The 22,334-nt window shown below is 72.4% G+C and carries 19 protein-coding genes; 5 read left to right on the forward strand and 14 right to left on the reverse strand.

The genetic code is table 11. From position 1 onward, the window contains the following. Window positions 1-368: 368 nt before the first annotated feature. Complete coding sequence (locus ACZ7LT_RS22800; protein ID WP_471237913.1) at window positions 369-1,376, reverse strand: stage II sporulation protein M; 1,008 nt, start codon at window positions 1,374-1,376, stop codon at window positions 369-371. Window positions 1,377-1,495: 119 nt separating this feature from the next. On the opposite strand from ACZ7LT_RS22800, the gene ACZ7LT_RS22805 reads away from it, so the two are divergent. Further along, window positions 1,496-2,470: an RDD family protein gene (locus ACZ7LT_RS22805; RefSeq protein ID WP_471237914.1), complete on the forward strand. Its 975-nt coding sequence runs from the start codon at window positions 1,496-1,498 to the stop codon at window positions 2,468-2,470. 19 nt (window positions 2,471-2,489) lie between these two features. Here ACZ7LT_RS22805 and ACZ7LT_RS22810 read toward each other — a convergent pair whose 3' ends face one another. From ACZ7LT_RS22810 to ACZ7LT_RS22850, 9 genes are all read right to left on the reverse strand, one after another. After that, a complete protein-coding gene (locus ACZ7LT_RS22810) occupies window positions 2,490-3,119 on the reverse strand; it encodes a hypothetical protein (RefSeq protein WP_471237915.1) in 630 nt (209 codons plus the stop codon). Window positions 3,120-3,278: 159 nt separating this feature from the next. Further along, window positions 3,279-4,736, reverse strand: coding sequence for an adenosylhomocysteinase (gene ahcY / locus ACZ7LT_RS22815; RefSeq protein ID WP_471237916.1), 1,458 nt, complete (start codon window positions 4,734-4,736; stop codon window positions 3,279-3,281). A gap of 321 nt (window positions 4,737-5,057) precedes the next feature. After that, window positions 5,058-6,023, reverse strand: coding sequence for a cation diffusion facilitator family transporter (locus tag ACZ7LT_RS22820; protein WP_471237917.1), 966 nt, complete (start codon window positions 6,021-6,023; stop codon window positions 5,058-5,060). 89 nt (window positions 6,024-6,112) lie between these two features. After that, window positions 6,113-7,264 (reverse strand): mannose-6-phosphate isomerase, class I, encoded by a 1,152-nt coding sequence (gene manA / locus ACZ7LT_RS22825; protein ID WP_471237918.1) that lies wholly within the window; start codon window positions 7,262-7,264, stop codon window positions 6,113-6,115. Window positions 7,265-7,396: 132 nt separating this feature from the next. Next, a complete protein-coding gene (locus ACZ7LT_RS22830) occupies window positions 7,397-7,519 on the reverse strand; it encodes a hypothetical protein (RefSeq protein WP_471237919.1) in 123 nt (40 codons plus the stop codon). Further along, on the reverse strand, window positions 7,516-8,694 hold the full coding sequence (locus ACZ7LT_RS22835) for an SIS domain-containing protein (protein WP_471237920.1): 1,179 nt from the start codon (window positions 8,692-8,694) through the stop codon (window positions 7,516-7,518). The genes ACZ7LT_RS22830 and ACZ7LT_RS22835 overlap by 4 nt, the downstream gene beginning before the upstream one ends. Before the next feature lie 99 nt (window positions 8,695-8,793). Beyond that, entirely contained in the window at window positions 8,794-8,976 is a 183-nt protein-coding gene (locus tag ACZ7LT_RS22840) for a Trm112 family protein (RefSeq protein ID WP_471237921.1), read from the reverse strand. Window positions 8,977-9,372: 396 nt separating this feature from the next. Continuing rightward, complete coding sequence (locus tag ACZ7LT_RS22845) at window positions 9,373-10,734, reverse strand: phosphomannomutase/phosphoglucomutase (protein WP_471237922.1); 1,362 nt, start codon at window positions 10,732-10,734, stop codon at window positions 9,373-9,375. A 67-nt stretch (window positions 10,735-10,801) separates the two neighbouring features. Next, window positions 10,802-11,230: a DUF3499 domain-containing protein gene (locus ACZ7LT_RS22850; RefSeq protein WP_471237923.1), complete on the reverse strand. Its 429-nt coding sequence runs from the start codon at window positions 11,228-11,230 to the stop codon at window positions 10,802-10,804. A 252-nt stretch (window positions 11,231-11,482) separates the two neighbouring features. Between ACZ7LT_RS22850 and ACZ7LT_RS22855 the strand changes: the two genes are divergently transcribed. After that, on the forward strand, window positions 11,483-11,911 hold the full coding sequence (locus tag ACZ7LT_RS22855; protein WP_471237924.1) for a metallopeptidase family protein: 429 nt from the start codon (window positions 11,483-11,485) through the stop codon (window positions 11,909-11,911). A gap of 19 nt (window positions 11,912-11,930) precedes the next feature. Here the strand turns inward: ACZ7LT_RS22855 and ACZ7LT_RS22860 are convergent, their stop codons facing one another. The 3 genes from ACZ7LT_RS22860 to ACZ7LT_RS22870 form a co-directional block, all read right to left on the reverse strand. Further along, a complete protein-coding gene (locus ACZ7LT_RS22860) occupies window positions 11,931-13,478 on the reverse strand; it encodes a DUF5719 family protein (RefSeq protein ID WP_471237925.1) in 1,548 nt (515 codons plus the stop codon). Further along, window positions 13,475-17,185 carry a glycosyltransferase family 2 protein gene (locus ACZ7LT_RS22865; RefSeq protein ID WP_471237926.1) on the reverse strand — a complete coding sequence of 1,237 codons (3,711 nt, stop codon included), beginning with the start codon at window positions 17,183-17,185 and terminating at the stop codon, window positions 13,475-13,477. Before ACZ7LT_RS22865 ends, ACZ7LT_RS22860 begins: the two co-directional genes overlap by 4 nt. 196 nt (window positions 17,186-17,381) lie before the next feature. Continuing rightward, window positions 17,382-17,645 carry a WhiB family transcriptional regulator gene (locus ACZ7LT_RS22870; protein ID WP_015033978.1) on the reverse strand — a complete coding sequence of 88 codons (264 nt, stop codon included), beginning with the start codon at window positions 17,643-17,645 and terminating at the stop codon, window positions 17,382-17,384. A 751-nt stretch (window positions 17,646-18,396) separates the two neighbouring features. On the opposite strand from ACZ7LT_RS22870, the gene ACZ7LT_RS22875 reads away from it, so the two are divergent. The 3 genes from ACZ7LT_RS22875 to ACZ7LT_RS22885 are packed head-to-tail and all read left to right on the forward strand — an operon-like array spanning window position 18,397 to window position 21,204. Next, on the forward strand, window positions 18,397-18,909 hold the full coding sequence (locus ACZ7LT_RS22875) for a cysteine dioxygenase (RefSeq protein WP_471237927.1): 513 nt from the start codon (window positions 18,397-18,399) through the stop codon (window positions 18,907-18,909). 13 nt (window positions 18,910-18,922) lie between these two features. Then, window positions 18,923-19,879 carry a 2-phospho-L-lactate transferase gene (gene cofD / locus ACZ7LT_RS22880; protein ID WP_471237928.1) on the forward strand — a complete coding sequence of 319 codons (957 nt, stop codon included), beginning with the start codon at window positions 18,923-18,925 and terminating at the stop codon, window positions 19,877-19,879. Then, window positions 19,876-21,204, forward strand: a complete 1,329-nt coding sequence (locus ACZ7LT_RS22885) for a coenzyme F420-0:L-glutamate ligase (RefSeq protein WP_471237929.1) — start codon at window positions 19,876-19,878, stop codon at window positions 21,202-21,204. Before cofD ends, ACZ7LT_RS22885 begins: the two co-directional genes overlap by 4 nt. Before the next feature lie 30 nt (window positions 21,205-21,234). Here the strand turns inward: ACZ7LT_RS22885 and ACZ7LT_RS22890 are convergent, their stop codons facing one another. After that, entirely contained in the window at window positions 21,235-22,227 is a 993-nt protein-coding gene (locus ACZ7LT_RS22890; protein WP_471237930.1) for a DNA-3-methyladenine glycosylase family protein, read from the reverse strand. Window positions 22,228-22,334: the final 107 nt, after the last annotated feature.

Raw genomic sequence — 22,334 nt, forward strand, 5'->3', positions numbered from 1 at the left:
CTCGGGCTTTCCTCCGGGCGCTTCCCTTCGGTCTTTCGTGTTTCCAGTTTAGCAGATCCATTTTCCGTTTCTGCCACCCGCTGGAGCGGGCTGCCGGTCTGTTCTTCGCTTTCGCGTTTCCCTTTCCGGCGATTCCAACTCTATCAGAATCATTTCCGCCGAGCTAATCGGCTTCGTGATTCGAATGAGGAATCGGAGGAGGCTCCTCGGAAATTCAATTTCCGACCGGAGCGAGAGAGATTCTAGCTGCTGGCCTTCGAACATGTCCAGTCCGAGGCAACCGTTAAAATCTACCTCCCCACGCGCCCCGTGTCAACGGGTCTTGCGGGCGAAGAGGAGACTAGCAGGTCAGAGGGGTCGTACGCACATCAGGCGGCGGTCGGCAGCTCGGCGCTGCGGTCGGGCTCCTCCACGTCGCCCGCGTCGCCGGCCCGGGCCGCTCGGCCGCCGAGGACGTAGACGTAGGCGAGAAACGCCAGCTCAGCGACGATGCCGATGGTGATGCGGGCCCAGGTCGGAAGGCCTGACGGGGTCACGAAGCCTTCGATCAGGCCCGAGACGAACAGGACGAGGGCGAGGCCTATGGCCATGCCGACGGCTGCGCGGCCTTGCTGGGCCAGGGCGGCGCGGCGGGTCTGGGGGCCCGGGTCGATCACGGTCCAGCCCAGGCGGAGCCCTGTGCCGGCGGCGACGAAGACGGCGGTCAGTTCGAGCAGGCCGTGCGGGAGGACCAGGCCCAGGAACGTGTCGAGGCGTCCTGCCGACGACATCAGGCCGATGCCGACGCCGAGGTTGAGCATGTTGAGGAAGAGGATCCAGATCACCGGGACACAGAGGAAGGCGCCGAGGACGAGGCACGTGGCGGCGGCCTGGGCGTTGTTCGTCCAGACCTGGGCGGCGAAGGAGGCCGCCGGGTGGCTGGAGTAGTACGTCTCGTACTGGCCGCCCGGTCGCGTCATCTCGCGCAGCTCCTGCGGGGCGGCGATCGACGCCTGGACCTCGGGGTGCGTGCCGATCCACCAGCCGATGACCGCGGCGACCAGGGTGGAGAGGACGGCCGTGGGGATCCACCAGTGGCGGGAGCGGTACACCGCGGCGGGGAAGCCGGACGTCAGGAAGCGGGCGGCGTCGCGCCATGAGGCGCGGCGGGTGCCCGTGACGGCGGCGCGGGCGCGGGCGACGAGCTGGGTGAGGCGGGCCGTGAGTATCGGGTCCGGGGCGCTGGACTGGATCAGCGAGAGGTGCGTCGCCGTGCGCTGGTAGAGGGAGACGAGTTCGTCGGCCTCGGCACCGGTGAGGCGGCCGCTCCGGCGCAGGAGGTGGTCCAGGCGGTCCCACTCGGCGTGGTGGGCGGTGACGTAGACGTCGAGGTCCATGATCGGCTGCTGCTCCAGGGACAGGATGCGGACGGGTCCGTACTGCTGCGGCGCGCTGCGGGCCAGCTTGGCAGACTGGCGTTTCGAGGGGTCGGGAAGGTCGACGAAGGGTGGGCGTCATGAGCGGGGTGGTGACGGGGGATGCCGTCGTCCTGGGGTTGCAACCGGCGAGGCTGCCCAGTCGTGCGCTGGCGATCCTTCTCGATCTCGTCGTGGTGTGGACCGCGTATCTCCTCATATCCATCGGCCTGACGGTCGCGACGGCTTCGCTGGACGAAGCGGCTCGTACGGCGGTCCAGATCGCGTCCTTCCTGCTGGTGCTGGTCGGGGCGCCGATCGCCGTGGAGACGCTGACGCACGGTCGTTCGCTCGGGAAGCTGGCCTGCGGGCTGCGGGTGGTGCGGGACGACGGAGGGCCGATTCGTTTCCGGCACGCGTTGGTGCGGGGCGCGATGGGGGTGGTGGAGATCCTGATGACGTTCGGGGTGGTCGCCTGTATCGCGTCGCTGGTTTCGGCTCGTGGGCGGCGCATCGGTGACGTGTTCGCCGGGACGCTGGTCGTACGGGAGCGGGTGCCGGCGGCGCGGGGGCGGGCGGTGCCGCCGCCACCGCCGTGGCTGGCGGGACGGTTCGCGGAGTTGGATCTGTCGGCCGTGCCCGATGATCTCTGGCTCGCGATACGGCAGTACCTGACGCGGATGGGGCAGCTGGACGCGGCGGTGGGGCGGACGCTGGCGGAGCGGCTGGCGGACGAGGTGGTGGCGCGGACCGGGACTCCGCCGCCTGCGGGGGTGCCCGCGGCGGCGTATCTGGCCGGTGTCGTGCAGGAGCGCCAGGCGCGGGAGGCGCGCAAGGCGTTCGGTGAGGCTGGTGCGCGGGGCCGGGACTCCGTGGCGGGTGTGGCCGGTGAGGCTGGTGCGTGGGGCCGGGACTCCGTGGCGGGTGTGGCCGGTGGGCCCTTCGCGGCGCCGGCGCCGGCCTCGGTCAGGAGTCCGGCGGCCGCCCAGTCCACTCCCTCCACTCCGTCCGCTCGGCCCGCCCCGGACGCGGCGCCGACGCCTCCGCCCGCGACGGGGTTCGCGCCTCCCGCTTAGTCGCGCGTCCGCCCGGGCGTCAGGCGTCAGGCGTCGACGGAAAGACCGAGGGCGGGGATTCGAGGGCTTCGAGCTCGATGCCGGGGGCCGAGAGGACCACGTCACCGGCGATGTGGACGGTGTGCTGTTCGCCCGTGTCGAGGGCGCTGACCTGGTATTCGTCCACGATCAGGGGGCCGTTGTCAGTGGCGTGCGCTTCACTCTTCATCAGGGCCCACGACTGGTCGACGGTGAGGGGGGCGAGGACCGGGTCCGTGAAGGCGACGAGCCTTACGCGGGTCGCGGGGGAATCGGGGGTGAGTCGAAGCAAACGGGATGTCGCGACGAGGAACGCCGGGGACCGGCCGGTGAAGGCATGGGCGCGCACATTGCCTTCTGTGGCCTCGGTGCCGGTGGGGTCGGTACGGACCCAGGTGACGCCTTCGAGGGCGGCGCCTCGGACCTGCCAGCTCGCGGCGTGGAGTTCGAGGCGGATGGGGCGGCCGAGGTCGTCGAGGGCGAGGTCGACGGAGCCGGCGTGGTCGCCGGAGGGGGTGGTGATCTGGGAGACGTAGCGCCAGCCGGAGGGGCCTGGGGCGCAGTGGAAGTGTTCTTCGCCGAGGGGGGTGTGATCGTGCGGATCGTGAAGCGAATAACGGCCGCGGGGCATGGGTCCTCGGGGGCGGGTGAGGTCGGTGGCCGGTTTGGCGGCCGGCGACGACGGGTGGTGCGGGCGTCGGTGTGAGGAAGCAGGGCAGGCCCCCCGACACGGGGGTGCGGGGGGCCTGCCTGAACTTCCTGCTACCTGCCGGCTACTGCCGCTGGAGGATCAGTAGCGGTAGTGGTCGGGCTTGAACGGGCCCTCGACCGGGACGCCGATGTACGCCGCCTGCTCGGGGCGAAGCGTCGTCAGCTTCACGCCGAGCGCGTCGAGGTGCAGCCGGGCGACCTTCTCGTCGAGGTGCTTCGGCAGCACGTAGACGTCGGTCGGGTACTGCTCCGGCTTCGTGAAGAGCTCGATCTGGGCCAGCGTCTGGTCCGCGAACGAGTTCGACATGACGAACGACGGGTGACCGGTGGCGTTGCCGAGGTTCAGCAGGCGGCCCTCCGACAGCACGATGATGACCTTGCCGTCGGGGAACGTCCACGTGTGGACCTGCGGCTTCACCTCGTCCTTCACGACGCCGGGGATCTTCGCCAGACCCGCCATGTCGATCTCGTTGTCGAAGTGACCGATGTTGCCGACGATCGCCTGGTGCTTCATCTTGGCCATGTCCGAGGCCATGATGATGTCCTTGTTGCCCGTGGTCGTGATGAACAGGTCCGCGGTCTCGACGACCTCGTCCAGCGTCGTGACCTGGTAGCCGTCCATCGCGGCCTGGAGCGCGCAGATCGGGTCGATCTCCGTGATGATCACCCGGGCGCCCTGGCCCCGCAGGGACTCCGCGCAGCCCTTGCCGACGTCGCCGTAGCCGCAGACGACCGCGACCTTGCCACCGATGAGGACGTCGGTGGCGCGGTTGATGCCGTCGACCAGGGAGTGGCGGCAGCCGTACTTGTTGTCGAACTTCGACTTCGTCACGGCGTCGTTCACATTGATCGCCGGGAAGAGGAGGTCACCGCTCTGCTGCATCTCGTACAGGCGGTGGACACCGGTGGTGGTCTCCTCCGTGACACCGCGGATCTCGGACGCCAGCTGGGTCCACTTCTGCGGGTTCTCGGTGAGGGTGCGGTTCAGGAGACGGAGGATGTAGCCGTACTCCTCGCTGTCCGCGGTCGAGGGGTCCGGGGCCGAGCCGGCCTTCTCGAACTCGACGCCCTTGTGGACGAGGAGGGTGGCGTCGCCGCCGTCGTCCAGGATCATGTTCGGGCCGCCGGTGGGGCTGTTCGGCCAGGTCAGAGCCTGCTCCGTGCACCACCAGTACTCCTCCAGCGTCTCGCCCTTCCAGGCGAAGACCGGGACGCCGGCGGGGGCCTCGGGGGTGCCGTTCGGGCCGACGGCGATGGCGGCGGCCGCGTGGTCCTGGGTGGAGAAGATGTTGCAGGAGGCCCAGCGGACCTCGGCGCCGAGGGCGACCAGGGTCTCGATGAGCACGGCAGTCTGCACGGTCATGTGCAGGGAGCCGGTGATGCGGGCGCCGGCGAGGGGCTGCTGGGCCGCGTACTCCTTGCGGATCGCCATCAGGCCGGGCATCTCGTGCTCGGCGAGGGTGATCTCCTTGCGGCCGAAGGCGGCCAGGGAAAGGTCGGCGACCTTGAAGTCCTGCTGGTTGGCGACAGTCGTCATGACTGGGCTGCTCCTCGTTGTGTCGGTTCGAGGGTTCGGGCGGGCGCGGGCACGGCGGTGCCGGGCATGGGAAAGCCCGGGTGTTCCGTGCAGGTGCACGGGTGTCCCGCAGTGCAGTCGTCGGAGGCCCTCTCTCCCTCGGACGGTCCGTGCGGACCGCCCGACCGCCATCAGCAGCGACGTCTGGCTCGGTCACGAATCTACACCGATCGGCGCAGCGGGCCACAGTGGTCATGCGGAAGGGGCCCGGGTCGTGGTGACCTCGGGCCCCTGTGGGTCGGTTCCGGACGGGCGACGGCGGCCCGTGGACGGCTTTGGCCGTCAGTGGCTGGGGCCGCCCGGGTTCTTGGCCGGGTTGATGCCGGAGGCGGCGGCCGTCTCGCTGTAGATGTCCGGCTCGAGGTAGATGACCCGGGCGATCGGGACGGCCGCGCGGATGCGGTCCTCGGCGGCGTTGATGGCGGAGGCGACCTCGGCGGCGGTGTTGTCGTGCTGGACGGCGACCTTGGCGGCGACGAGGAGCTCCTCCGGGCCGAGGTGGAGCGTGCGCATGTGGATGAGGCGGGTGACGGTCCGGCCGTCGACCACCGCGTCCTCGATCTTCTTCACCTCGTCGACGCCGGCCGCCTCACCGAGCAGCAGGGACTTGGTCTCGGCGGCGAGGACGATCGCGATGATGATGAGGAGGACACCGATGCAGAGGGTGCCGATGCCGTCCCAGACGCCGTTGCCGGTGGCGAGGGCCAGGCTGACGCCACCGAGGGCGAGGATCAGGCCGACCAGCGCGCCGAGGTCCTCCAGGAGGACGACGGGGAGCTCGGGCGCCTTGGCGCGGCGGACGAACTCCTTCCAGGAGAGGTTGCCGCGCAGGGCGTTGGACTCCTTGATGGCGGTCCGGAAGGAGAAGGTCTCCGCGATGATCGCGAAGACGAGCACGCCGACGGGCCAGTACCAGGCCTCGATCTCGTGGGGGTGCTTGATCTTCTCGTAGCCCTCGTAGATGGCAAACATGCCACCGACGGAGAAGAGGACGATGGAGACGAGGAAGGCGTAGATGTACCGCTCGCGGCCGTAGCCGAAGGGGTGCTGCGGGGTCGCCTCGCGCTGGGCCTTCTTGCCGCCGAGGAGCAGCAGGCCTTGGTTGCCGGAGTCGGCGAGCGAGTGCACGCTCTCGGCGAGCATCGAGGACGAACCGCTGAAGAGGAACGCCACGAACTTGGCTACCGCGATCGCGAGGTTGGCGGCGAGAGCCGCCACGATCGCCTTGGTTCCGCCTGACGCGCTCATGGGTGGTGAAGGTCCCTTCCTCGGTGTGTCGCTGCCGTGCGGCCGCCGTACGGCCGCACATTGTTGCAGCAGCCGCGGGGGACGGTACGTCAGGCCACCACTGTGGCGCGGAAGACCGTACCGGTACCGGACAGTTCGGTCTTTTCGCCTGCCGGGACGAAGGCGGATTGTCCGGGGGTGAGGTCGAGCTCGCCGACGCGTACGGCGCCTGCTGTGCAGAGCAGGATCTGCGGGGTGGGGGCGGTGGCGTCGGTGGGGGCCGCGCCCGAGGCCCGTACGAAACGGCTGAGGCGGAATTCGTCGATCGGGGTCTCGTAGACCTCCTCCCCCGTCGGCGAGGCCTCGGGGCGGAGCACCCCTGGGTCGCCCGCCTCGAAGCGGACGACCTTGAGCAGTTCGGGGACGTCGACGTGCTTGGGGGTGAGACCGCAGCGCAGGACGTTGTCGGAGTTGGCCATGATCTCGACGCCGAGGCCGCTGAGGTAGGCGTGCGGGACGCCGGCGCCGAGGAAGAGGGCCTCGCCGGGCTGGAGTTCGACGTAGTTGAGGAGCATCGCGGCGATGACGCCGCGGTCGCCGGGGAAGTGGTGGGCGAGGGCGGCGTACGGGGCGTGGGCGCCGCCGAGCCGGTCGCTCGCGGCGGCGGCCTCGGTGACGGTGGCCGCCATCTCCTCCGGATCGGCGGTGAGGATCGCGGTGAGGACCTCGCGCAGGGCGGCGTCCTCCGGGTGGGCGTGGAGCAGGTCCACGTACGGCTTGAGCGAGTCGACGCCGAGGGCGGCGAGGGAGTCGGCGGCCTCGACCGGGGGGCGGAATCCGCAGAAGCCCCGGAAGGGGGTGAGGGCGCAGATGAGCTCGGGCTTGTGGTTGGCGTCCTTGTAGTTGCGCTCGGGCGCGTCGATGGGGAGGCCCGCGGCTTCCTCGGCGGCGTATCCGGCCTTGGCCTGCGCGATGTCGGGGTGGACCTGGAGGGAGAGGGGTGCGCCGGCGGCGAGGATCTTGAGGAGGAAGGGGAGGTGCGGGCCGAACTTCTCGACGGTGGGGGCGCCGAGCTCGCGTACGGGGTTGTCGGCGATGACGTCGTTCAGGGGGCCGCGGTCGGTCTGCGAGGGCGCTCCCGGGTGGGAGCCCATCCACATCTCGGCCTGGGGCTCGCCGGAGGGGGCGAGGCCGAGGAGTTCCGGGATGGCCGTCGTGGAGCCCCAGGCGTAGGGGCGGACGGTGTTGGAGAGGCGGTCCATGAAGCGTTCCAGCTTTCCTCGGTGCGGGAGGGGCTCGGGGGGCGGAGGGCCTGGGAGGGGCCCGATGGCCGGGGGTCCGTGACGGCGAAGGTCGGGGGAGGTCGGGGAAGTCGGGCGGACGGAGAGCTCGGCTCAGGGCAGGACGGCGACGGCGACCGGGACGGTGACCGGGACGGCGAGGGCGGCTGGGTCGTCGGCGACGGTGACGGCGACCGGAGCTGCTACCACGACGACCGCGACTGGGACGACGGTCATGAGGGGCTGCCGGGGGTCTCTGTGCGCGGTGTTGCCGCTGTGGCCGCGGAGGCGAGGGCGAGGTAGACCGCGGCGAAGTCGGTGATGGCGACAAGTTCGGCGAGGGCCTCGAGCTCGGTGCCTTCCCCGGGCTCCAGCTCGCTGATGGCCGTGTCGTGGCTGAGGGCCAGTTCGCGGGCGGCCGGGGCGGCGGTGAGGCCTTCGGCCGGGCGGTCCCGGAGCAGGACCACACGGGTCCGCAGGGCCTGCGGCTCGTCGACCCGGTCGCGGAAGAAGTCGTCCGGGTCCGCGCCCGCCGCGAAGTCGCTCGCGAGCAGGACGCCGTGCGCGGCGAGGGCCTCCGGGAGGTCGGCGGCGAGCGCGGGCAGGCCCGCGAGCTCGGCGAGCACGGCCGCGAACCTGCGGCCGGCCGGACCGGCGGTCGCGCCCTCGGTCCAGATCAGCGGCAGCGACTCGGTGAGCTCCGCGGCGAGGCCCTTGGCGGGGTTGCTGTGCGTGGCGATGGCGGGGCCGCAGCGCTCGGCGGTGTGGTCGAGGCGGTCGGCGACCTTCTCCAGGACGTCCGGGGGCGCGGTGGCCAGGCCCAGCCGGTCGAGGAGGGCGAGCAGGGGGGTGAACAGCGCCCACAGCGCGCCGGGGCTGGCGGCGGGGGTTTCGAGGGTTTCGTCGTACTGCTCGTTCGGCGGGGTCGCCATGGGGACGACGAGGCCGTGGTGGTTGCCGACCGATTCGGTCAGCGGGGAGCGGCTGGGGGCGACGGCGACGACGGTGACGCCGCGGCGGTAGGCCTGTTCGGTGAGGAGGGCGAGGCCCGGTTCGGAACCGTCCGTCGTGACGACGAGGAGGAGGTCCACGGAGCCGGCCCAGCCGGGGAGCTCCCAGCGCAGGGCCCCCGCGGCGGGGGCGACGCCGGTCGGGTGCAGCCGGGTCACCGGGGCGGCCGCGCCCGCGAGGGCGGTGACCAGGTCCGCGACGCCGGTGGCGGCGGTGCCGGTGCCCGCGACGAGGACGGCGCGGGGGCGGCCCTCGGGCCTGAGCTCGCCGACGCCGGCTTCGGCGGCGTGCCGGGCGGCGGTGCGCACGCGGGCGCCGGCTTCGGCGGCGCCGCGCAGGAGGCCACGGTGGTCGGCCCGGGCGAGGGCGTCCGGGTCGTCGAGCAGCGACTCGTCGAGCATGGGGGTGGGGCCTCCGATCGCCTTCGCCGGTTGTCCTGTGGCGTGCGTCTACGCGCGTACGTTACGGGCGTTACGTGAACGGGCGTGCGCCCACGTGGGTCACTCCGGGCGACGGGCTTCGTCGACGAGGAGTACGGGGATGCCGTCGCGTACGGGGTAGGCCAGGCCGCAGTCGGTGCCGGTGCAGATCAGCTCGGGGGTCTCGGCTGCGGTGCGGTCCTTGAGGGGCGCGTGGCAGGCGGGGCAGGCGAGGATCTCCAGGAGGCCGGCTTCGAGCGGCATGGGGGTTGTCCCTTCGGGGTGCGGGCGGGGTGTGTGGTGTTGGGGGTTGGGCCAGGTCAGCCTACCGCCGGGGGGCGGGGGGCGCGGCTTGGGTGGACGAGGGCGATCCCCCACCCCTCCCCTTCCCGAAACCGGGGCTCGGCCCCGGACCCCGGGGGCCGCGTTGGCCGGCGGCGCGGAGGGGGACGGGGGCTCGCCCCGGATCCGGAGGGTGGGCAGGCCCACGCCGGGCCCCGGCGGCCGGCGGCAGGCGCGGTCCCGAGGAGCCGGTCCCGCAGCCCGAAATCCGGCGGGCCCGGCCGCGCGCGGGAAGGCTCAGAAACAGCGCGGCGTGTGGCGGGGCCCTGGAGTCAGCCCGACGCGCGGAAGGAATCCCGCGTCAAAGGCGATCCGGACTCAGCCCGTCGCCCGGACCAGGGAGAGGACCTCGTCGCGGATCGCGGTCATCGTCGCCTCGTCCTGGGCCTCGGCGTTCAGCCGCAGCAGGGGCTCCGTGTTGGAGGGGCGAAGGTTGAACCACCAGGTCGGGGCGGTGACGGTGAGGCCGTCCAGCGTGTCCATCTCGACCTCGGGACGGGACTCGAAGGCGGCGCGGACCGCTGCCATCCGGGCGGCCTGGTCGTCCACGGTCGAGTTGATCTCGCCGGAGGCGGCGTAGCGGTCGTAGGAGGCGACCAGCTCCGACAGCGGGCCGTCCTGGCCGCCGAGAGCCGCCAGCACATGCAGGGCCGCCAGCATGCCGGTGTCCGCGTTCCAGAAGTCACGGAAGTAGTAGTGCGCCGAGTGCTCACCGCCGAAGACCGCTCCCGTACGGGCCATCTCCTCCTTGATGAACGAGTGCCCCACCCGCGTACGGACCGGGACGCCGCCGTTCTCCCGTACGACCTCCGGGACCGACCACGACGTGATCAGGTTGTGGATGATCGTGCCGCCCGGGTGCTTGGCCAGCTCACGCGCCGCCACCAGGGCCGTGATCGCCGACGGCGAGACCGGCTCGCCGCGCTCGTCCACCACGAAACAGCGGTCCGCGTCGCCGTCGAAGGCCAGACCGAGGTCGGCCCCCTCCGCGCGGACCCGCGCCTGCAGGTCGACGATGTTCTTCGGGTCCAGCGGGTTCGCCTCGTGGTTCGGGAACGTGCCGTCCAGCTCGAAGAACATCGGCACCAGGTCCAGCGCCAGACCCTCGAAGACGGTCGGGACCGTGTGGCCGCCCATGCCGTTGCCCGCGTCGACCACGACCTTCAGCGGCCGGATGGAGGCCACGTCCACCAGCGACTTCAGGTGGGCGGCGTAGTCCTTGAGGGTGTCCCGCTCGGTGATCGTGCCGGGAGTCTCGGCCGGCTCGGGGGCCGACGTCCAGGACTCGACCAGGGTCCGGATCTCCGACAGGCCGGAGTCCTGGCCGACCGGCGCCGCGCCCGCACGGCACATCTTGATGCCGTTGTACTGGGCCGGGTTGTGGGAGGCGGTGAACATCGCGCCCGGCAGGCCGAAGCTTCCCGACGCGAAGTAGAGCTGGTCCGTCGAGCAGAGGCCGATCATCGTGACGTCCGCGCCCCGGGCCGCCGCGCCGCGCGCGAACGCTCCCGACAGGCCCGGCGACGAGGGACGCATGTCGTGCCCGACGACGATCGCGTCCGCGCCGGTCACCTGCACGAACGCCGCGCCGAACAGCTCCGCCAGCGGCTCGTCCCACTGATCCGGCACCACTCCGCGGACGTCGTACGCCTTCACGATCTGCGACAGATCAGCAGCCACGGTCCAAACCCTCCTGAAGTCTCGGACCGCCCAAGCTACCGTTCCCCGCCGGCGCCGGGTGCCGGGGCTACGCGTCGGGGGAGCGCAGGACCCGCAGATGGCCTCGGCGGCCGGCCTCGACCGGGCTGCCGCCGCGTCCGCCGCCCTTGCCGCCGGCTTCCGCCGCGCGCTCCTGGGGGCGGGCCGCTTCCCGTACCGCGTTGGCGAGGGCTTCCAGATCGTCGCCGCTCGGCCGGGACGGGCCCGATGCGTCGGTCAGCCGGACGACTTCCCAGCCACGCGGCGCGGTCAGGCGCTCGCTGTGCTCGGCGCACAGGTCGTAGCAGTGGGGCTCGGCGTAGGTGGCGAGCGGGCCGAGGACCGCAGTCGAGTCGGCATAGACGTACGTCAGTGTCGCGACGGCAGGGCGGCCGCACGCGGTGCGCGAACAGCGACGTACAGGGCTCACGACGTTGGACGGTACCGCACTCTTGAGCGGGCCGCGACGACTCTCCACCAGGTCACTCCACCGTGTCGCGGTGTGACGTCCGACACGGGGCCCCTCCGGGCAACTGGCCTGACCTGCATGGGAGGAGGGGCCGGCGGAGGCCGGAGGTGAGCGATCCGGACATCGGGCGGTATGAATCCGGTCAATCCCGGACGGCGAGCCGATCGCCGGGGCGTTCGGATTCGGGCCCGTGCCTGGCCGGAATGCTCAACTAACGACATTCGGGTCGGGCGGCGCAGGGAGAGCTACGCTGCGTCAGTGATGGACAGTCCCGTACCGCCCCGCCCGATCGAGCCACGGCCCCGCCGCCGCGACCGCCACGGCCGCGGTATGCGCGGGCCCGTCGCGCCGCCGCAGGTACCCCTTTCGCTGAGCCGAGCCGAGTCCTTCCGCGATCTGGTGCAGGACTCCGTGGAGCGGCTGGAGCGGCACTGGCCGCAGCTGGCCGAGGTGGACTTCCTCGTGATGGAGGTGCCCGACCCGCGCGGGGACTCGGTGCCGCTGGGCAGCGCGCTCACCGCCGGGAAGGACCGGCCCGCGCGGGTGGTCGTCTACCGGCGGCCGATCGAGATCCGTACGAAGAACCGCGACGAGCGGGCGCTGCTCATCCACGAGGTGGTGGTCGAGCAGGTCGCCGAGCTGCTCGGCCTCTCCCCCGAGTCCGTGGATCCGCGGTACGGGGACAACTAACCCCGTATGCCTCTCCGGTTCAGTCCAGGACCGTGAGGTCCTGGCGTGCGGTGGGCACCTCGACCGTGCCCTTGTCGTCGGGCAGCGGCTGGATCGTGAACATCGGGATGCCGTCCTGCGGTACGGCCAGCATGCGCGAGGCGTGCACGGGGCCGCCCGAGACCGTCTCGACGATCAGGGCGTACGAGCCCTTGAGCCCGGCGGGCACCGGCGGGGCGACCGCGAGGGTCGTCCCGGCCTTGACCGTGTACGTCTTGCTCACCGGCGCGCCGGCCTGGGTGCCCGCCGAGGCCGTGACCTTGACCTCGGCGGCGGCGGCCGGGGCGGTCAGGGAGAGCGTCGAGCCGGAGGAGCGGTTGTCGGCCACGGCCGACCGCGCGCCCACCGGTCCGGTCGCGGGGACGAAGGCGATCTCCTGCTTCTGGCCGGTGCCGCGGATCACCCGCAGCGCGGCCACCACCGGGGTCGCCTGCTCCTTGCGTGCCGGGGTGAGCAGCAGTGAGCCGGGCTCGCCGCGGGTGACGTTCTTCAGCTCGACGGCTGCCGTCATGCCCGACTTGACGTGCACGGACTGCTGGGCAGCCGGGGTGAACGTGCCCGTCGCCCCGGCGAGCTGGATCTTCACCTCCGCGTCGTCGTCCCCGGGGGCGTACGCGATCAGCTTCACCGACGTGGCGTCGGCGGGGATGCCGGGCAGGACGAGCGTGCCGGACGGGTCGGCGGAGGCGGGCAGCCAGTCGCTGCCGAGCTTGTCGTCGGCGGAGCGGACCACCGCACCCACGCGGCCGGTGCGGGTGGTGACGTGGACGGTCAGGTCGGCGGTGGGGGGCGCGGCGGTCAGGGTGGAGAGGAGGACCGGGACGCTGGAGCGGGCGGGCACCGGAATGCCCTCGCTCAGCGTGGACTTGAGGACGCCCTCGGGGCCGTACAGCTCGATGTCGGCGACGGCGGCGGTGTCGTCGGGGTTGGTGAGGTGGACGTAGTCCTGGCGCTCCTTGGCGGTGGAGGCGCCGGGGAACCAGAAGTCGGTGTCGGGGGCGGTGCAGCTGACGCCGAGCAGGCCGCGGGCCGTGCCGGCGGCCTGGACCGTGGTCTGCTGGGTGGTCCAGCCGGGGGCGAGCGGGCCGGAGGCGGAGCCGACGAGGGCGGGGGCCCCGGCGCCCTTGGCCGTGGCGGAGGCGGGCTTGCCGGGCTGGCTGAGAGTGAGGGTGGCCTTGTCGGGGGCCGGCGCCTTGTCGGTCTTCTTCTTGGTGTCCGGGTCGGTCAACGTGGCGTTGGACGGCTTCAGTTCGGCCTTGCCCGCGGCCGTCTCACCGCCCGTGCCGCCCTTTCCGTCCGATGCGGCGGTCCCACCGGTCCCGGCGGGGGTGTACGAGGTGTACACCGTCTCCGCCAGCTCGGAGCTGCTCGGGGACGGGCAGAGCAGGCTCGTCCGCTCGACGGGGAGCCGGGCCGGGGCCTTCGCCTCCGCGCCCTGGGTGCCGTCGGGGGCGGTCAGGGCGGCGAAGCCGGTGACTGCGGCGAGGGCGGTGGCGGCCGCGATCAGGGAGAGGGTGGTGCGCTTCACTGGTTGCTGCTCCCGTCGGGACGCTGCTCGGTCTCGTAGCCGTACCCGTGCCCGTGTCCGTATTCGTCGGCGTACGGCGGCTGCGGCGGCTGCTGCGGCTCCTGGTACTGCTGCTCATAGTGCTGCTGGTATCGACCCTGCTGGTCTTGCTGCTGTTGGCCCTGACCGTACGCGTCGTACTGGCCGTTGTATGAGCCATCCTGCTGGCCGTCGTACTGACCCTCGTACTGGCTCTGCTGGTACGGGTACTGGTCCGCGGGCTGCTGGTAGTACTGCTGGTTCGGGTCGTACGCCGGGTAGTTCTGCCCGTCCCACTCCCCGTACGAGGGCTGCTGCGGGACCTCAGCCTGCTGTGCGGTGTACGGGTCGGCGTCCGGCTCGGCGGTCGCGGTCGCCGTGGCGGTCGCCGTCGCCGTCGCGGCGGCCGCCGCTTCGGCCTCGGCGGCGGCGCGGAGCCGGCGGGCCCGGCGGCCGTCGCCCTCCATGGCCTGGACGGGGATGGCGGCCTCCTCGTCCGGCAGGTCGTCGTCGATCTCGCGGCGGCGGCCGGGCAGGGCCATGACGACCAGGACGACCGCGAGGACGGTCTGGGTCCAGATCCAGGCCGTGTGGGTGAGCGGCTCGTCGTACGTCAGGTCCAGTCGGCCGCCTTCGGCGGGGAGTTCGAAGCCCTGGGCCCAGCCGTCGACGGTGGTCTTGGTCAGCGCCTTGCCGTCGAGGGTGGCCTGCCAGCCGTCGTCGGCGCGGTCGGCGATCCGCAGGACGCGGCCTTCGGGTCCCTTCGGGATGTCGGTGTGCGCCTCGACCGGGTCGGAGGCGACGGGCAGCGGTTCGGCCTTCCCGGACGCGTCCGGCTTGGGCACGATCATGGCGCGGGCGACCTGGCGGTCGACGCGCCACAGGGCGCTGCCGTCGAGCTGGCTGAGGCGGCTGAGGCCGGGGGTGGCGTCGAGGACGCGGCTCATCTGGCGCGGCGCTCCGTCCCGTACGAGGACGTAGCGGATCGCGAAGCCGCTGAGCTGGTCGGTCTGGTCGGCGCCGGAGCCGGCGACGAGGTGGGCGACGACTTTGTCGAGGCGGGGGTCGCTGCCGCCGGTCGCGGCGAGTTCGGCGTCGCCGAGGCGGGCGCCGGAGCCACGGACCAGGGTGTACGAGACCGTGGCGGACGACGTGCCGCCGAGGACGAGGGTGCGGGGCTGGTCGCGGGTGCCGCTCTCCTCGGCGACGAAGGCCGGGACCTGTACGGGGTCGCGCCGCTTGAGGGGGCCGTCCGCGCCGCCGAGCATCCAGCCGGCGGCGGCGAGGAGCGGGCCTGCGGCGCAGGCGAGGGCTATCAGGGCGGCGACGGGCTGGCGCCAGCCGAAGCTCTGGGCGGCGACGCGGGTGCGGCCGCCTTCGGCGCCGAGCATGCCGGCGGCGACGAGCGCGAGTCCATAGACGAGGGTGGCGGGTCCGGCCCAGCCGGTGCCGTCCGGGCCGGAGCCGTTCATCAGGGCGGCGAGGACGAGCCCGGCCAGGGCGGCGGCCCAGGCCGTACGGACCGCGGACTGCCGCTCCGCGCGCAGCAGCGCGGCGAGCCCGGCGAGGACCAGGCCGAGCAGGATCAGCCCGCCGGTGGCCTTGGGGCCGCCGGGGCTGATGCCGAGCAGGTCGAGTGCGGAGGCGGGGCCCGTGCCGAAGGTCAGACCGGCTTCGCGCAGGAACGCCGACGGGCTGGTCAGCAGGGAGAGCGACCAGGGCGCGAGGACGAGCAGGGGGGTGCCGACGGCGGCGAGGAAGCGCAGGCCGTAGGCGGTGAGGTCGTCGCGGCGCAGGGCGAGGACGGCGAGGCCGAGGACGACGGCGAGCGGCCAGACGACCGGCGTGAACGCCATCGTGAAGGTGAGCAGGAGGGTGTACGCCCAGGTGGCGCGCCAGCTGCCGCGTCCGTCGCCGCGCAGCCCGTGGGCGGCGACGGCGGCGCGGGCGATCAGCGGGAGCGTGATCGCGAGGACGGCGGTGCCGAGCCGGCCGGTGGCGAGGGCGCCGGTGGCGGCGGGCAGGAAGGCGTACGCGATGGCGCCCCAGGCGCGCAGCAGCCGGGACTCGACGAGCGAGCGGGAGGCGAAGTACGCGGTGAGACCGGCGAGGGGCACCGAGCAGACGAGGAGCACGGTGAGCGCGAAGCCGGTGGAGCCGAGGAACAGCGCGGACAGGCCGGCGAGTACGGCGAGGTAGGGCGGGGCGGACTGGGTGCCGCCGGTGCCGTTGGGGTGCCAGCCGTCGGCGTACCGGCTCCACAGGCCCGAGACGTCGTCGGGTACGGGCAGCAGGGCGCCGCCCGCGAGGGAGCCGCCGCCGAAGAGGCCGCGGCAGGCGACGACGGAGACGACGAGGAGCAGCGCGAAGAGGACCGGGCCGGGCTTGCGGGCGATCTTCTTGAGCCGGGCGAACTGCTCGATCTCCATGTAGTCGGCGTCGTCGCCGCCGGGGCCGGATTCGACGGCGCCGTGCCGTGAGCCGCCCGATTCGGTGTCGGAGCCGCCGAAGTTGGAGGCGATCTGTTCGGCGGTGGCGCGGATGGTGGCGCCGGCCGGTGGGAAGAGGGAGCGCAGCTCGCTGTTGGGCACGGCGGGCTTGGCTCGCCTGCGGCGGGCGGCGATGATCCGCTCCGGGCGCAGCAGGACGCCGAAGAGGCCCATGACTTCGTCGACGGCCTGCCCGGGCACCTTGCCGACCAGGTACGCGAGGGTGCGCAGCAGGGTGCCGAGGACGAGGCGGAGCAGTACATAGGGGAGGGCGATGCCGCGCGCGTTGGCGAGCAGGGTGTAGACGGCGCCGGCCTTGTCCACGCGGTGTGGGTTGGTGACCGAGCGGCCGGCGCAGTCGACGGTGCGGCGCTCGCGCGCGGAGGCCTCGGCGTGGCGCAGGACGGCATCGGGGGCGACGAGGACGCGGTGGCCGGCGCTCTGGGCGCGCCAGCACAGGTCGACGTCGTCGCGCATGAGCGGCAGGCGCCGGTCGAAGCCGCCGAGCGCTTCGAAGACGTCGCGGCGGATGAGCATGCCGGCGCTGGAGACGGAGAGGACGGTTCGGACCTGGTCGTGCTGGCCCTGGTCCTGTTCGCGGCGGTCGAGTCCGGTCCAGCGGCGGCCGCTGCGGGCGATGGAGACGCCGACTTCGAGCAGCTGCTTGCGGTCGTACCAGCCGCGCAGCTTGGGTCCGACGACGGCGGCGTCGGGGTCGGAGTCGGCGACGCGCAGGAGTTCGGCGAGGGCGTCGGGGGCGGGCGCGCAGTCGTCGTGGAGCAGCCACAGCCACTGGACCGGTTCGCCGTGCGGGAGTTCGGGCATGTCGTAGGCGTCGTCGCGCCAGGTCCTGCTGACCGGGTCCCAGCCGCTGGGCCGCTTCAGATAGGGCAGGTCGTCGGGGCCGAGGACCGGGGCGGTGCGGGCGGCCTCGTCGACGGCGGCGCCGAATCCCGTACGCCGGGCCAGATGCAGGACCCGTTCGTCGCCGATGGCTTCGGTGACCAGCCGCGCGGAGTCGTCGGCGCTACCGGTGTCGGCGGCGATGACGTTCTGTACGGGGCGTTCCTGGCCGAGGAGTCCCGCGAGGGCGTCGGGCAGCCAGCGGGCTCCGTCGTGGGAGACGAGCACGGCGGTGACGACATGGCGCGGGTACTCGGGCGCCTGGGCGGGTGCGAACGCTGGCGTGGTGGCGGACATCGAGGTACGGGCCCTCCGGCCGGGGTCGCCCGCGGGGGGCGTGGGAGCGTCTGGGACGGGGCCCCACACTAATGGCTGGCAGCAGAACGGTCCGCCGCCTGTGGACAGAGCACAGGGGCGGACCGTTCCTTGCGTACAGATGTGTCAGATGTGTGCGTTTTGATCGCGCGTGGGTCGGGCGGCGATCAGATGGCGATCAGACAGCGGCCTTCTTCAGGCGGCGGCGTTCACGTTCGGACAGGCCGCCCCAGATTCCGAATCGCTCGTCGTTCTGCAGGGCGTACTCGAGGCATTCCGAACGGACTTCACAGGCGAGACAGACCTTCTTTGCCTCTCGGGTGGATCCGCCCTTCTCGGGGAAGAAGGACTCGGGATCGGTCTGGGCGCAGAGTGCGCGCTCCTGCCAGCCGAGTTCCTCGTCCGCGTCCTCGACCAGCAGTTCCTGGAACAACTCGGTCATGTGCGCCCCTCGTCTGTCTTTGCGTCCCCGTGATGTTGCCGCCACCGATTTCGGCTGAACGACACGAGTGAAATTACAAGTTCGTAGCTCCGCGCGAGTCAAGCCGAGATCTGCTATTGGACCCGGTATTCACTCTGCGGAACCAAAGCTAGGCGGAAAGTGTTCAAATCACCAAAATCGCGACACATGCCACCGGCTCCTTCCCGCACCCCCTCACAGGGCTCACGACAGGCCCCTACAAGGGAGGACGACGGAGCTCGCGATCTTGTTGCGATCGAGCCGGGGAAGCGACTCGGATCACAGTACGGTCACGGCCCGCGATCACGGAGCGTGATCATGGCCGCCCCACGACACTCCCGGCGGAAGCCGGAGGTTTGCGAGCGCGGTTGCTGCGCCATGTCTCCGGCCTCCACCCTGAGCAAACCTTTCTTCGCTCCCAGTAACCGGATGAGGTGAAACATTTCCGCCAAACCGGGCATTGAGTTGACAGTCGGGTACCGGGCCCGCCACCTTTGATTCCATGCCAGCGACCTCAGCGCCCTCCGCGACCCACGCCCGTGGGTTCCGCCGCGCTGTCCAGGACCGCTGTTGCTGTTGCTGTTCCAGCTGTTGATGCGCACACACGGCCGATGAAGCCGTAGCGCTCCAGCGTTTCGATTCCCGTGCATCACTGCATCGCCCGCGCGTACCCCGCGCGCCCCCTTGCGACACCCCAGCACTACTTCGTTTCTGCCGAGGAACCACCGCACCCATGAACAGCGACAGCGACCTTCAGATCGCCGGCGACCTTCTCGAGGTCCAGCACCTCCTCCAGCCGGCCAAGCAGCACCCCGCCACCGTGGCCGACTTCGTCGGACTCGCCCGCTCCATCGCCGCCGACCGCGCGCAGTGGGAGCCGCTCGTCCGGTACGACGCCACCACCCGGTGGTACCACCGGCTGCGCACCGGCCCCGGCTACGAGATCTGGCTGCTCTCCTGGGTGCCGGGCCAGCGCAGCGGACTGCACGACCACGGCGCCTCCTCCGGCGTACTCACCATGCTCCAGGGCGAGCTGACGGAACGTACGGAACGAGCGCACCGCCGGCTCGGCGACGGCGCGCAGCGGGTCTTCGCGCCCGGCTACGTCCACGAAGTGGTCAACGACTCGCTCGAACCGGCCGTCAGTCTGCACATCTACTACCCGGGCCTGACCGAGATGCCGATGCACCCGCCCACGCACCACGCGCGGTGCGCCCCGGCGGCCCGAGGTGTCGTACCCGCCTGACAGACTGCTGTGCATGCGCATTGTGGTTCTGGCCGGCGGCATCGGTGGTGCCCGATTCCTGCGTGGCCTCAAGCAGGCCGCCCCCGACGCCGACATCACGGTCATCGGCAACACCGGTGACGACATCCATCTGTTCGGACTCAAGGTCTGCCCCGACCTCGACACGGTGATGTACACCCTCGGCGGTGGCATCAACGAGGAGCAGGGCTGGGGCCGCACGGACGAGAGCTTCCACGTGAAGGAGGAGCTCGCGGCCTACGGCGTCGGACCCGAGTGGTTCGGGCTCGGCGACCGGGACTTCGCCACGCACATCGTCCGTACGCAGATGCTCGGCGCCGGCTATCCGCTGAGCGCCGTCACCGAGGCGCTGTGCGCACGCTGGCAGCCGGGCGTGCGGCTGCTGCCGATGTCGGACGACCGGGTCGAGACCCATGTCGCGATCGACGTCGACGGCGAGCGCAAGGCCGTGCACTTCCAGGAGTACTGGGTCAGGCTGCGGGCCTCCGTCGACGCGCACGCCGTCGTGCCGGTCGGCGCCGAGCAGGCCAAGCCGGCGCCCGGGGTCCTGGAGGCGATCGCCGAGGCCGACCTCATCCTCTTCCCGCCGTCCAACCCGGTGGTCAGCATCGGCACGATCCTCGCCGTGCCCGGCATCCGGGAGGCCGTCGCCGCCGCCGGAGTGCCGGTCGTCGGCCTCTCCCCCATCGTCGGGGACGCGCCGGTGCGCGGCATGGCCGACAAGGTGCTGGCGGCGGTGGGCGTGGAAGCCACGGCGGCGGCGGTCGCCGAGCACTACGGCTCGGGGCTGCTGGACGGCTGGCTCGTCGACACGGTCGACGCGGGCACGGTGGAGCGGGTCGAGGCGGCGGGGATCCGCTGCCGGGCCGTGCCGCTGATGATGACGGACCTGGACGCGACGGCGGAGATGGCCCGTGCGGCGCTGGCCCTCGCGGAGGAGGTCCGGGCGTGAGCGTCGGCACGGACGGGGGTACGGGCGTCGCGGTGGCGCCCTCGTACCGGGTCTGGGCCCTGGGCGGGCTGCCCGAGGTCCGGGCCGGTGACGATCTGGCCAAGCTCATCGCGGGCACCGAGCCGGGGCTCGTCGACGGTGACGTCGTCCTGGTCACCTCCAAGATCGTCAGCAAGGCGGAGGGGCGGATCGTCGCCGCGGACGACCGCGAGGCGGCGATCGACGCCGAGACCGTACGGGTCGTGGCGCGCCGCGGCGCGCTGCGGATCGTGGAGAACCGGCAGGGTCTGGTCATGGCCGCGGCCGGGGTGGACGCCTCCAACACCCCGGCCGGGACGGTGCTGTTGCTGCCCGAGGACCCGGACGCCTCGGCCCGGGCGATCCGTACGGGGCTGCGGGACACCCTCGGTGTCGACGTCGGCGTCGTCGTCACGGACACCTTCGGGCGGCCCTGGCGCAACGGCCTGACCGATGTGGCGATCGGCGCGGCGGGCGTACGGGTCCTGGACGATCTGCGCGGCGGTCGGGACGCGTTCGGCAACCCGCTCAGCGCGACCGTCGTCGCCACCGCCGACGAGCTGGCCGCCGCGGGGGACCTGGTGAAGGGCAAGGCGGCCGGACTGCCGGTCGCCGTCGTGCGCGGGCTGCCGCATCTGGTGGGCGGCGAGGACGGGGCGCGGGCGATGGTCCGCGTGGCCGACGACGACATGTTCCGCCTCGGGACCTCCGAGGCGGTCCGGGAAGCGGTCACGCAGCGGCGTACGGTCCGTGAGTTCACCGACGACCCCGTCGACGGCGGCGCCGTCCGGCGGGCCGTGGCGGCTGCCCTCACCGCGCCCGCGCCGCACCACACCACGCCGTGGCGGTTCGTGCTGCTGGAGTCCGAGGAGTCGCGGGTGCGGCTGCTGGACGCGATGAAGGAGGCGTGGATCGCCGATCTGCGCCGGGACGGCAAGTCCGAGGAGTCGATCGCCAAGCGGGTGCGGCGCGGTGAGGTGCTGCGCAGGGCGCCCTATCTGGTGGTGCCGTGCCTGGTGACGGACGGCGCCCATCACTACGGCGACCCGCGCCGGGACGGCGCCGAGCGGGAGATGTTCGTCGTGGCGGCGGGTGCCGGGGTGCAGAACTTCCTGGTCGCGCTGGCCGCGGAGCGGCTGGGGTCGGCGTGGGTGTCCTCGACGATGTTCTGCCGGGACGTCGTACGGGACGTGCTGGACCTGCCGGCGCACTGGGACCCGATGGGCGCGGTCGCCGTCGGGCGGCCCGCGGCTCCGGCGAAGGAGCGGCCGGCTCGGGAGGCCGGGGACTTCATCACCGTGCGGTGAGCCCCCGTGCGCTGAGCCCCTGGGCGTGGCTCAGAGGGCGGCGATGTTGCCCGGGGTCATCCTGGGCGCGCGGCGCGGCGGGGTGCGGCCGCTGAGGAGGATGAGGCGGGCGGCGCGGTGGCGCTGGCCCGCGTACGGCTCAAGGAGTTCCAGCATCGCCGCGTCGTCGGCGTCTCGGTCGCCCGCGAGGGCGTAGCCGACGATGCTCGGCAGGTGGTAGTCGCCGACGGAGACGGCGTCGGGGGCTCCGTGGCTGCGCTGAACGGTTTCGGCGGAGCTCCACGGGCCGATCCCGGGGATCAGCTCCAGGCGTTCCTGCGCCTGCTCGGGCGCCATGGCGGCCGCCTCCTCCATCCGGCGGGCGACCCTGACCACGCGCAGGACCGTCGAGGCGCGCTTGTTGTCGACTCCGGCGCGGTGCCACTCCCAGGACGGGATCATCGCCCAAGTGCGGGGGTCGGGCATGACGTGGAGCCGGGGGTTCGGCCCGGGCGCGGGCTCGCCGTACCGGCGTACGAGCAGCCGCCAGGCGCGGTAGGCCTCGTCCGTCGTGACCTTCTGCTCCAGGATCGTGGGGATCAGCGACTCCAGGACCAGTCCCGTGCGGCCCAGCCGCAGGCCGGGGCAGCGGCGGTGGGTGGCGGCGAGGAGGCGGTGGCGGGGGGTGAAGGCGTCCGGGTCGTCCTCCGCGCCGAGCAGGACGGGCAGCTGAGCCAGCAGCCAGTCGGCGCCGGGGCCCCAGGCTTCGGCGTGGACCTCGCCCTCGGCGGCGAAGGCGGTGGTACGGAGCGTGCCGGGGCCCTCGGGCGTACGGCAGGCGCGCCACACGGAGCCGTCGGTGGTCTGGAAGGTGGGGTCGCCGGGGCCGCGGCGGAGGGGGCCGAGGGTGAGGCCGAGGTTGAGGGGGGCGGGGGGCGTGTAGCGGCGGGTGCGGGAGGGGGTGGGGGCGGGGGCGGTCCTGGCGGCGGGTATGCGGACGGGGCCACCGGGGGTGGGGGGGCGGGGAGCGAAGCGGCCGGACACGTAATGAGAGTAACGGTGCTTACCCCTGCCCGCGGAGGTGCAGGCAGGGGCGGTCCAAGCAAGGGCGCCGCCCGTCGTGGGGTTTGTGCCCACCCTCCCCCAGGTGG

This window comes from Streptomyces sp. NPDC039465, from assembly GCF_055639315.1.

Coding starts and splice junctions, on each gene's coding strand:
- ACZ7LT_RS22830 (WP_471237919.1), bottom strand. CDS start 7,519: ATGACCGTCGTCCCAGTCGCGGTCGTCGTGGTAGCAGCTCCGGTCGCC.
- ACZ7LT_RS22875 (WP_471237927.1), top strand. CDS start 18,397: ATGAACAGCGACAGCGACCTTCAGATCGCCGGCGACCTTCTCGAGGTC.
- ACZ7LT_RS22855 (WP_471237924.1), top strand. CDS start 11,483: ATGGACAGTCCCGTACCGCCCCGCCCGATCGAGCCACGGCCCCGCCGC.
- ACZ7LT_RS22810 (WP_471237915.1), bottom strand. CDS start 3,119: ATGCCCCGCGGCCGTTATTCGCTTCACGATCCGCACGATCACACCCCC.
- ACZ7LT_RS22805 (WP_471237914.1), top strand. CDS start 1,496: ATGAGCGGGGTGGTGACGGGGGATGCCGTCGTCCTGGGGTTGCAACCG.
- ACZ7LT_RS22820 (WP_471237917.1), bottom strand. CDS start 6,023: ATGAGCGCGTCAGGCGGAACCAAGGCGATCGTGGCGGCTCTCGCCGCC.
- ACZ7LT_RS22835 (WP_471237920.1), bottom strand. CDS start 8,694: ATGCTCGACGAGTCGCTGCTCGACGACCCGGACGCCCTCGCCCGGGCC.
- ahcY (WP_471237916.1), bottom strand. CDS start 4,736: ATGACGACTGTCGCCAACCAGCAGGACTTCAAGGTCGCCGACCTTTCC.
- ACZ7LT_RS22870 (WP_015033978.1), bottom strand. CDS start 17,645: ATGACCGAGTTGTTCCAGGAACTGCTGGTCGAGGACGCGGACGAGGAA.
- cofD (WP_471237928.1), top strand. CDS start 18,923: ATGCGCATTGTGGTTCTGGCCGGCGGCATCGGTGGTGCCCGATTCCTG.
- ACZ7LT_RS22865 (WP_471237926.1), bottom strand. CDS start 17,185: ATGTCCGCCACCACGCCAGCGTTCGCACCCGCCCAGGCGCCCGAGTAC.
- manA (WP_471237918.1), bottom strand. CDS start 7,264: ATGGACCGCCTCTCCAACACCGTCCGCCCCTACGCCTGGGGCTCCACG.
- ACZ7LT_RS22840 (WP_471237921.1), bottom strand. CDS start 8,976: ATGCCGCTCGAAGCCGGCCTCCTGGAGATCCTCGCCTGCCCCGCCTGC.
- ACZ7LT_RS22800 (WP_471237913.1), bottom strand. CDS start 1,376: ATGGACCTCGACGTCTACGTCACCGCCCACCACGCCGAGTGGGACCGC.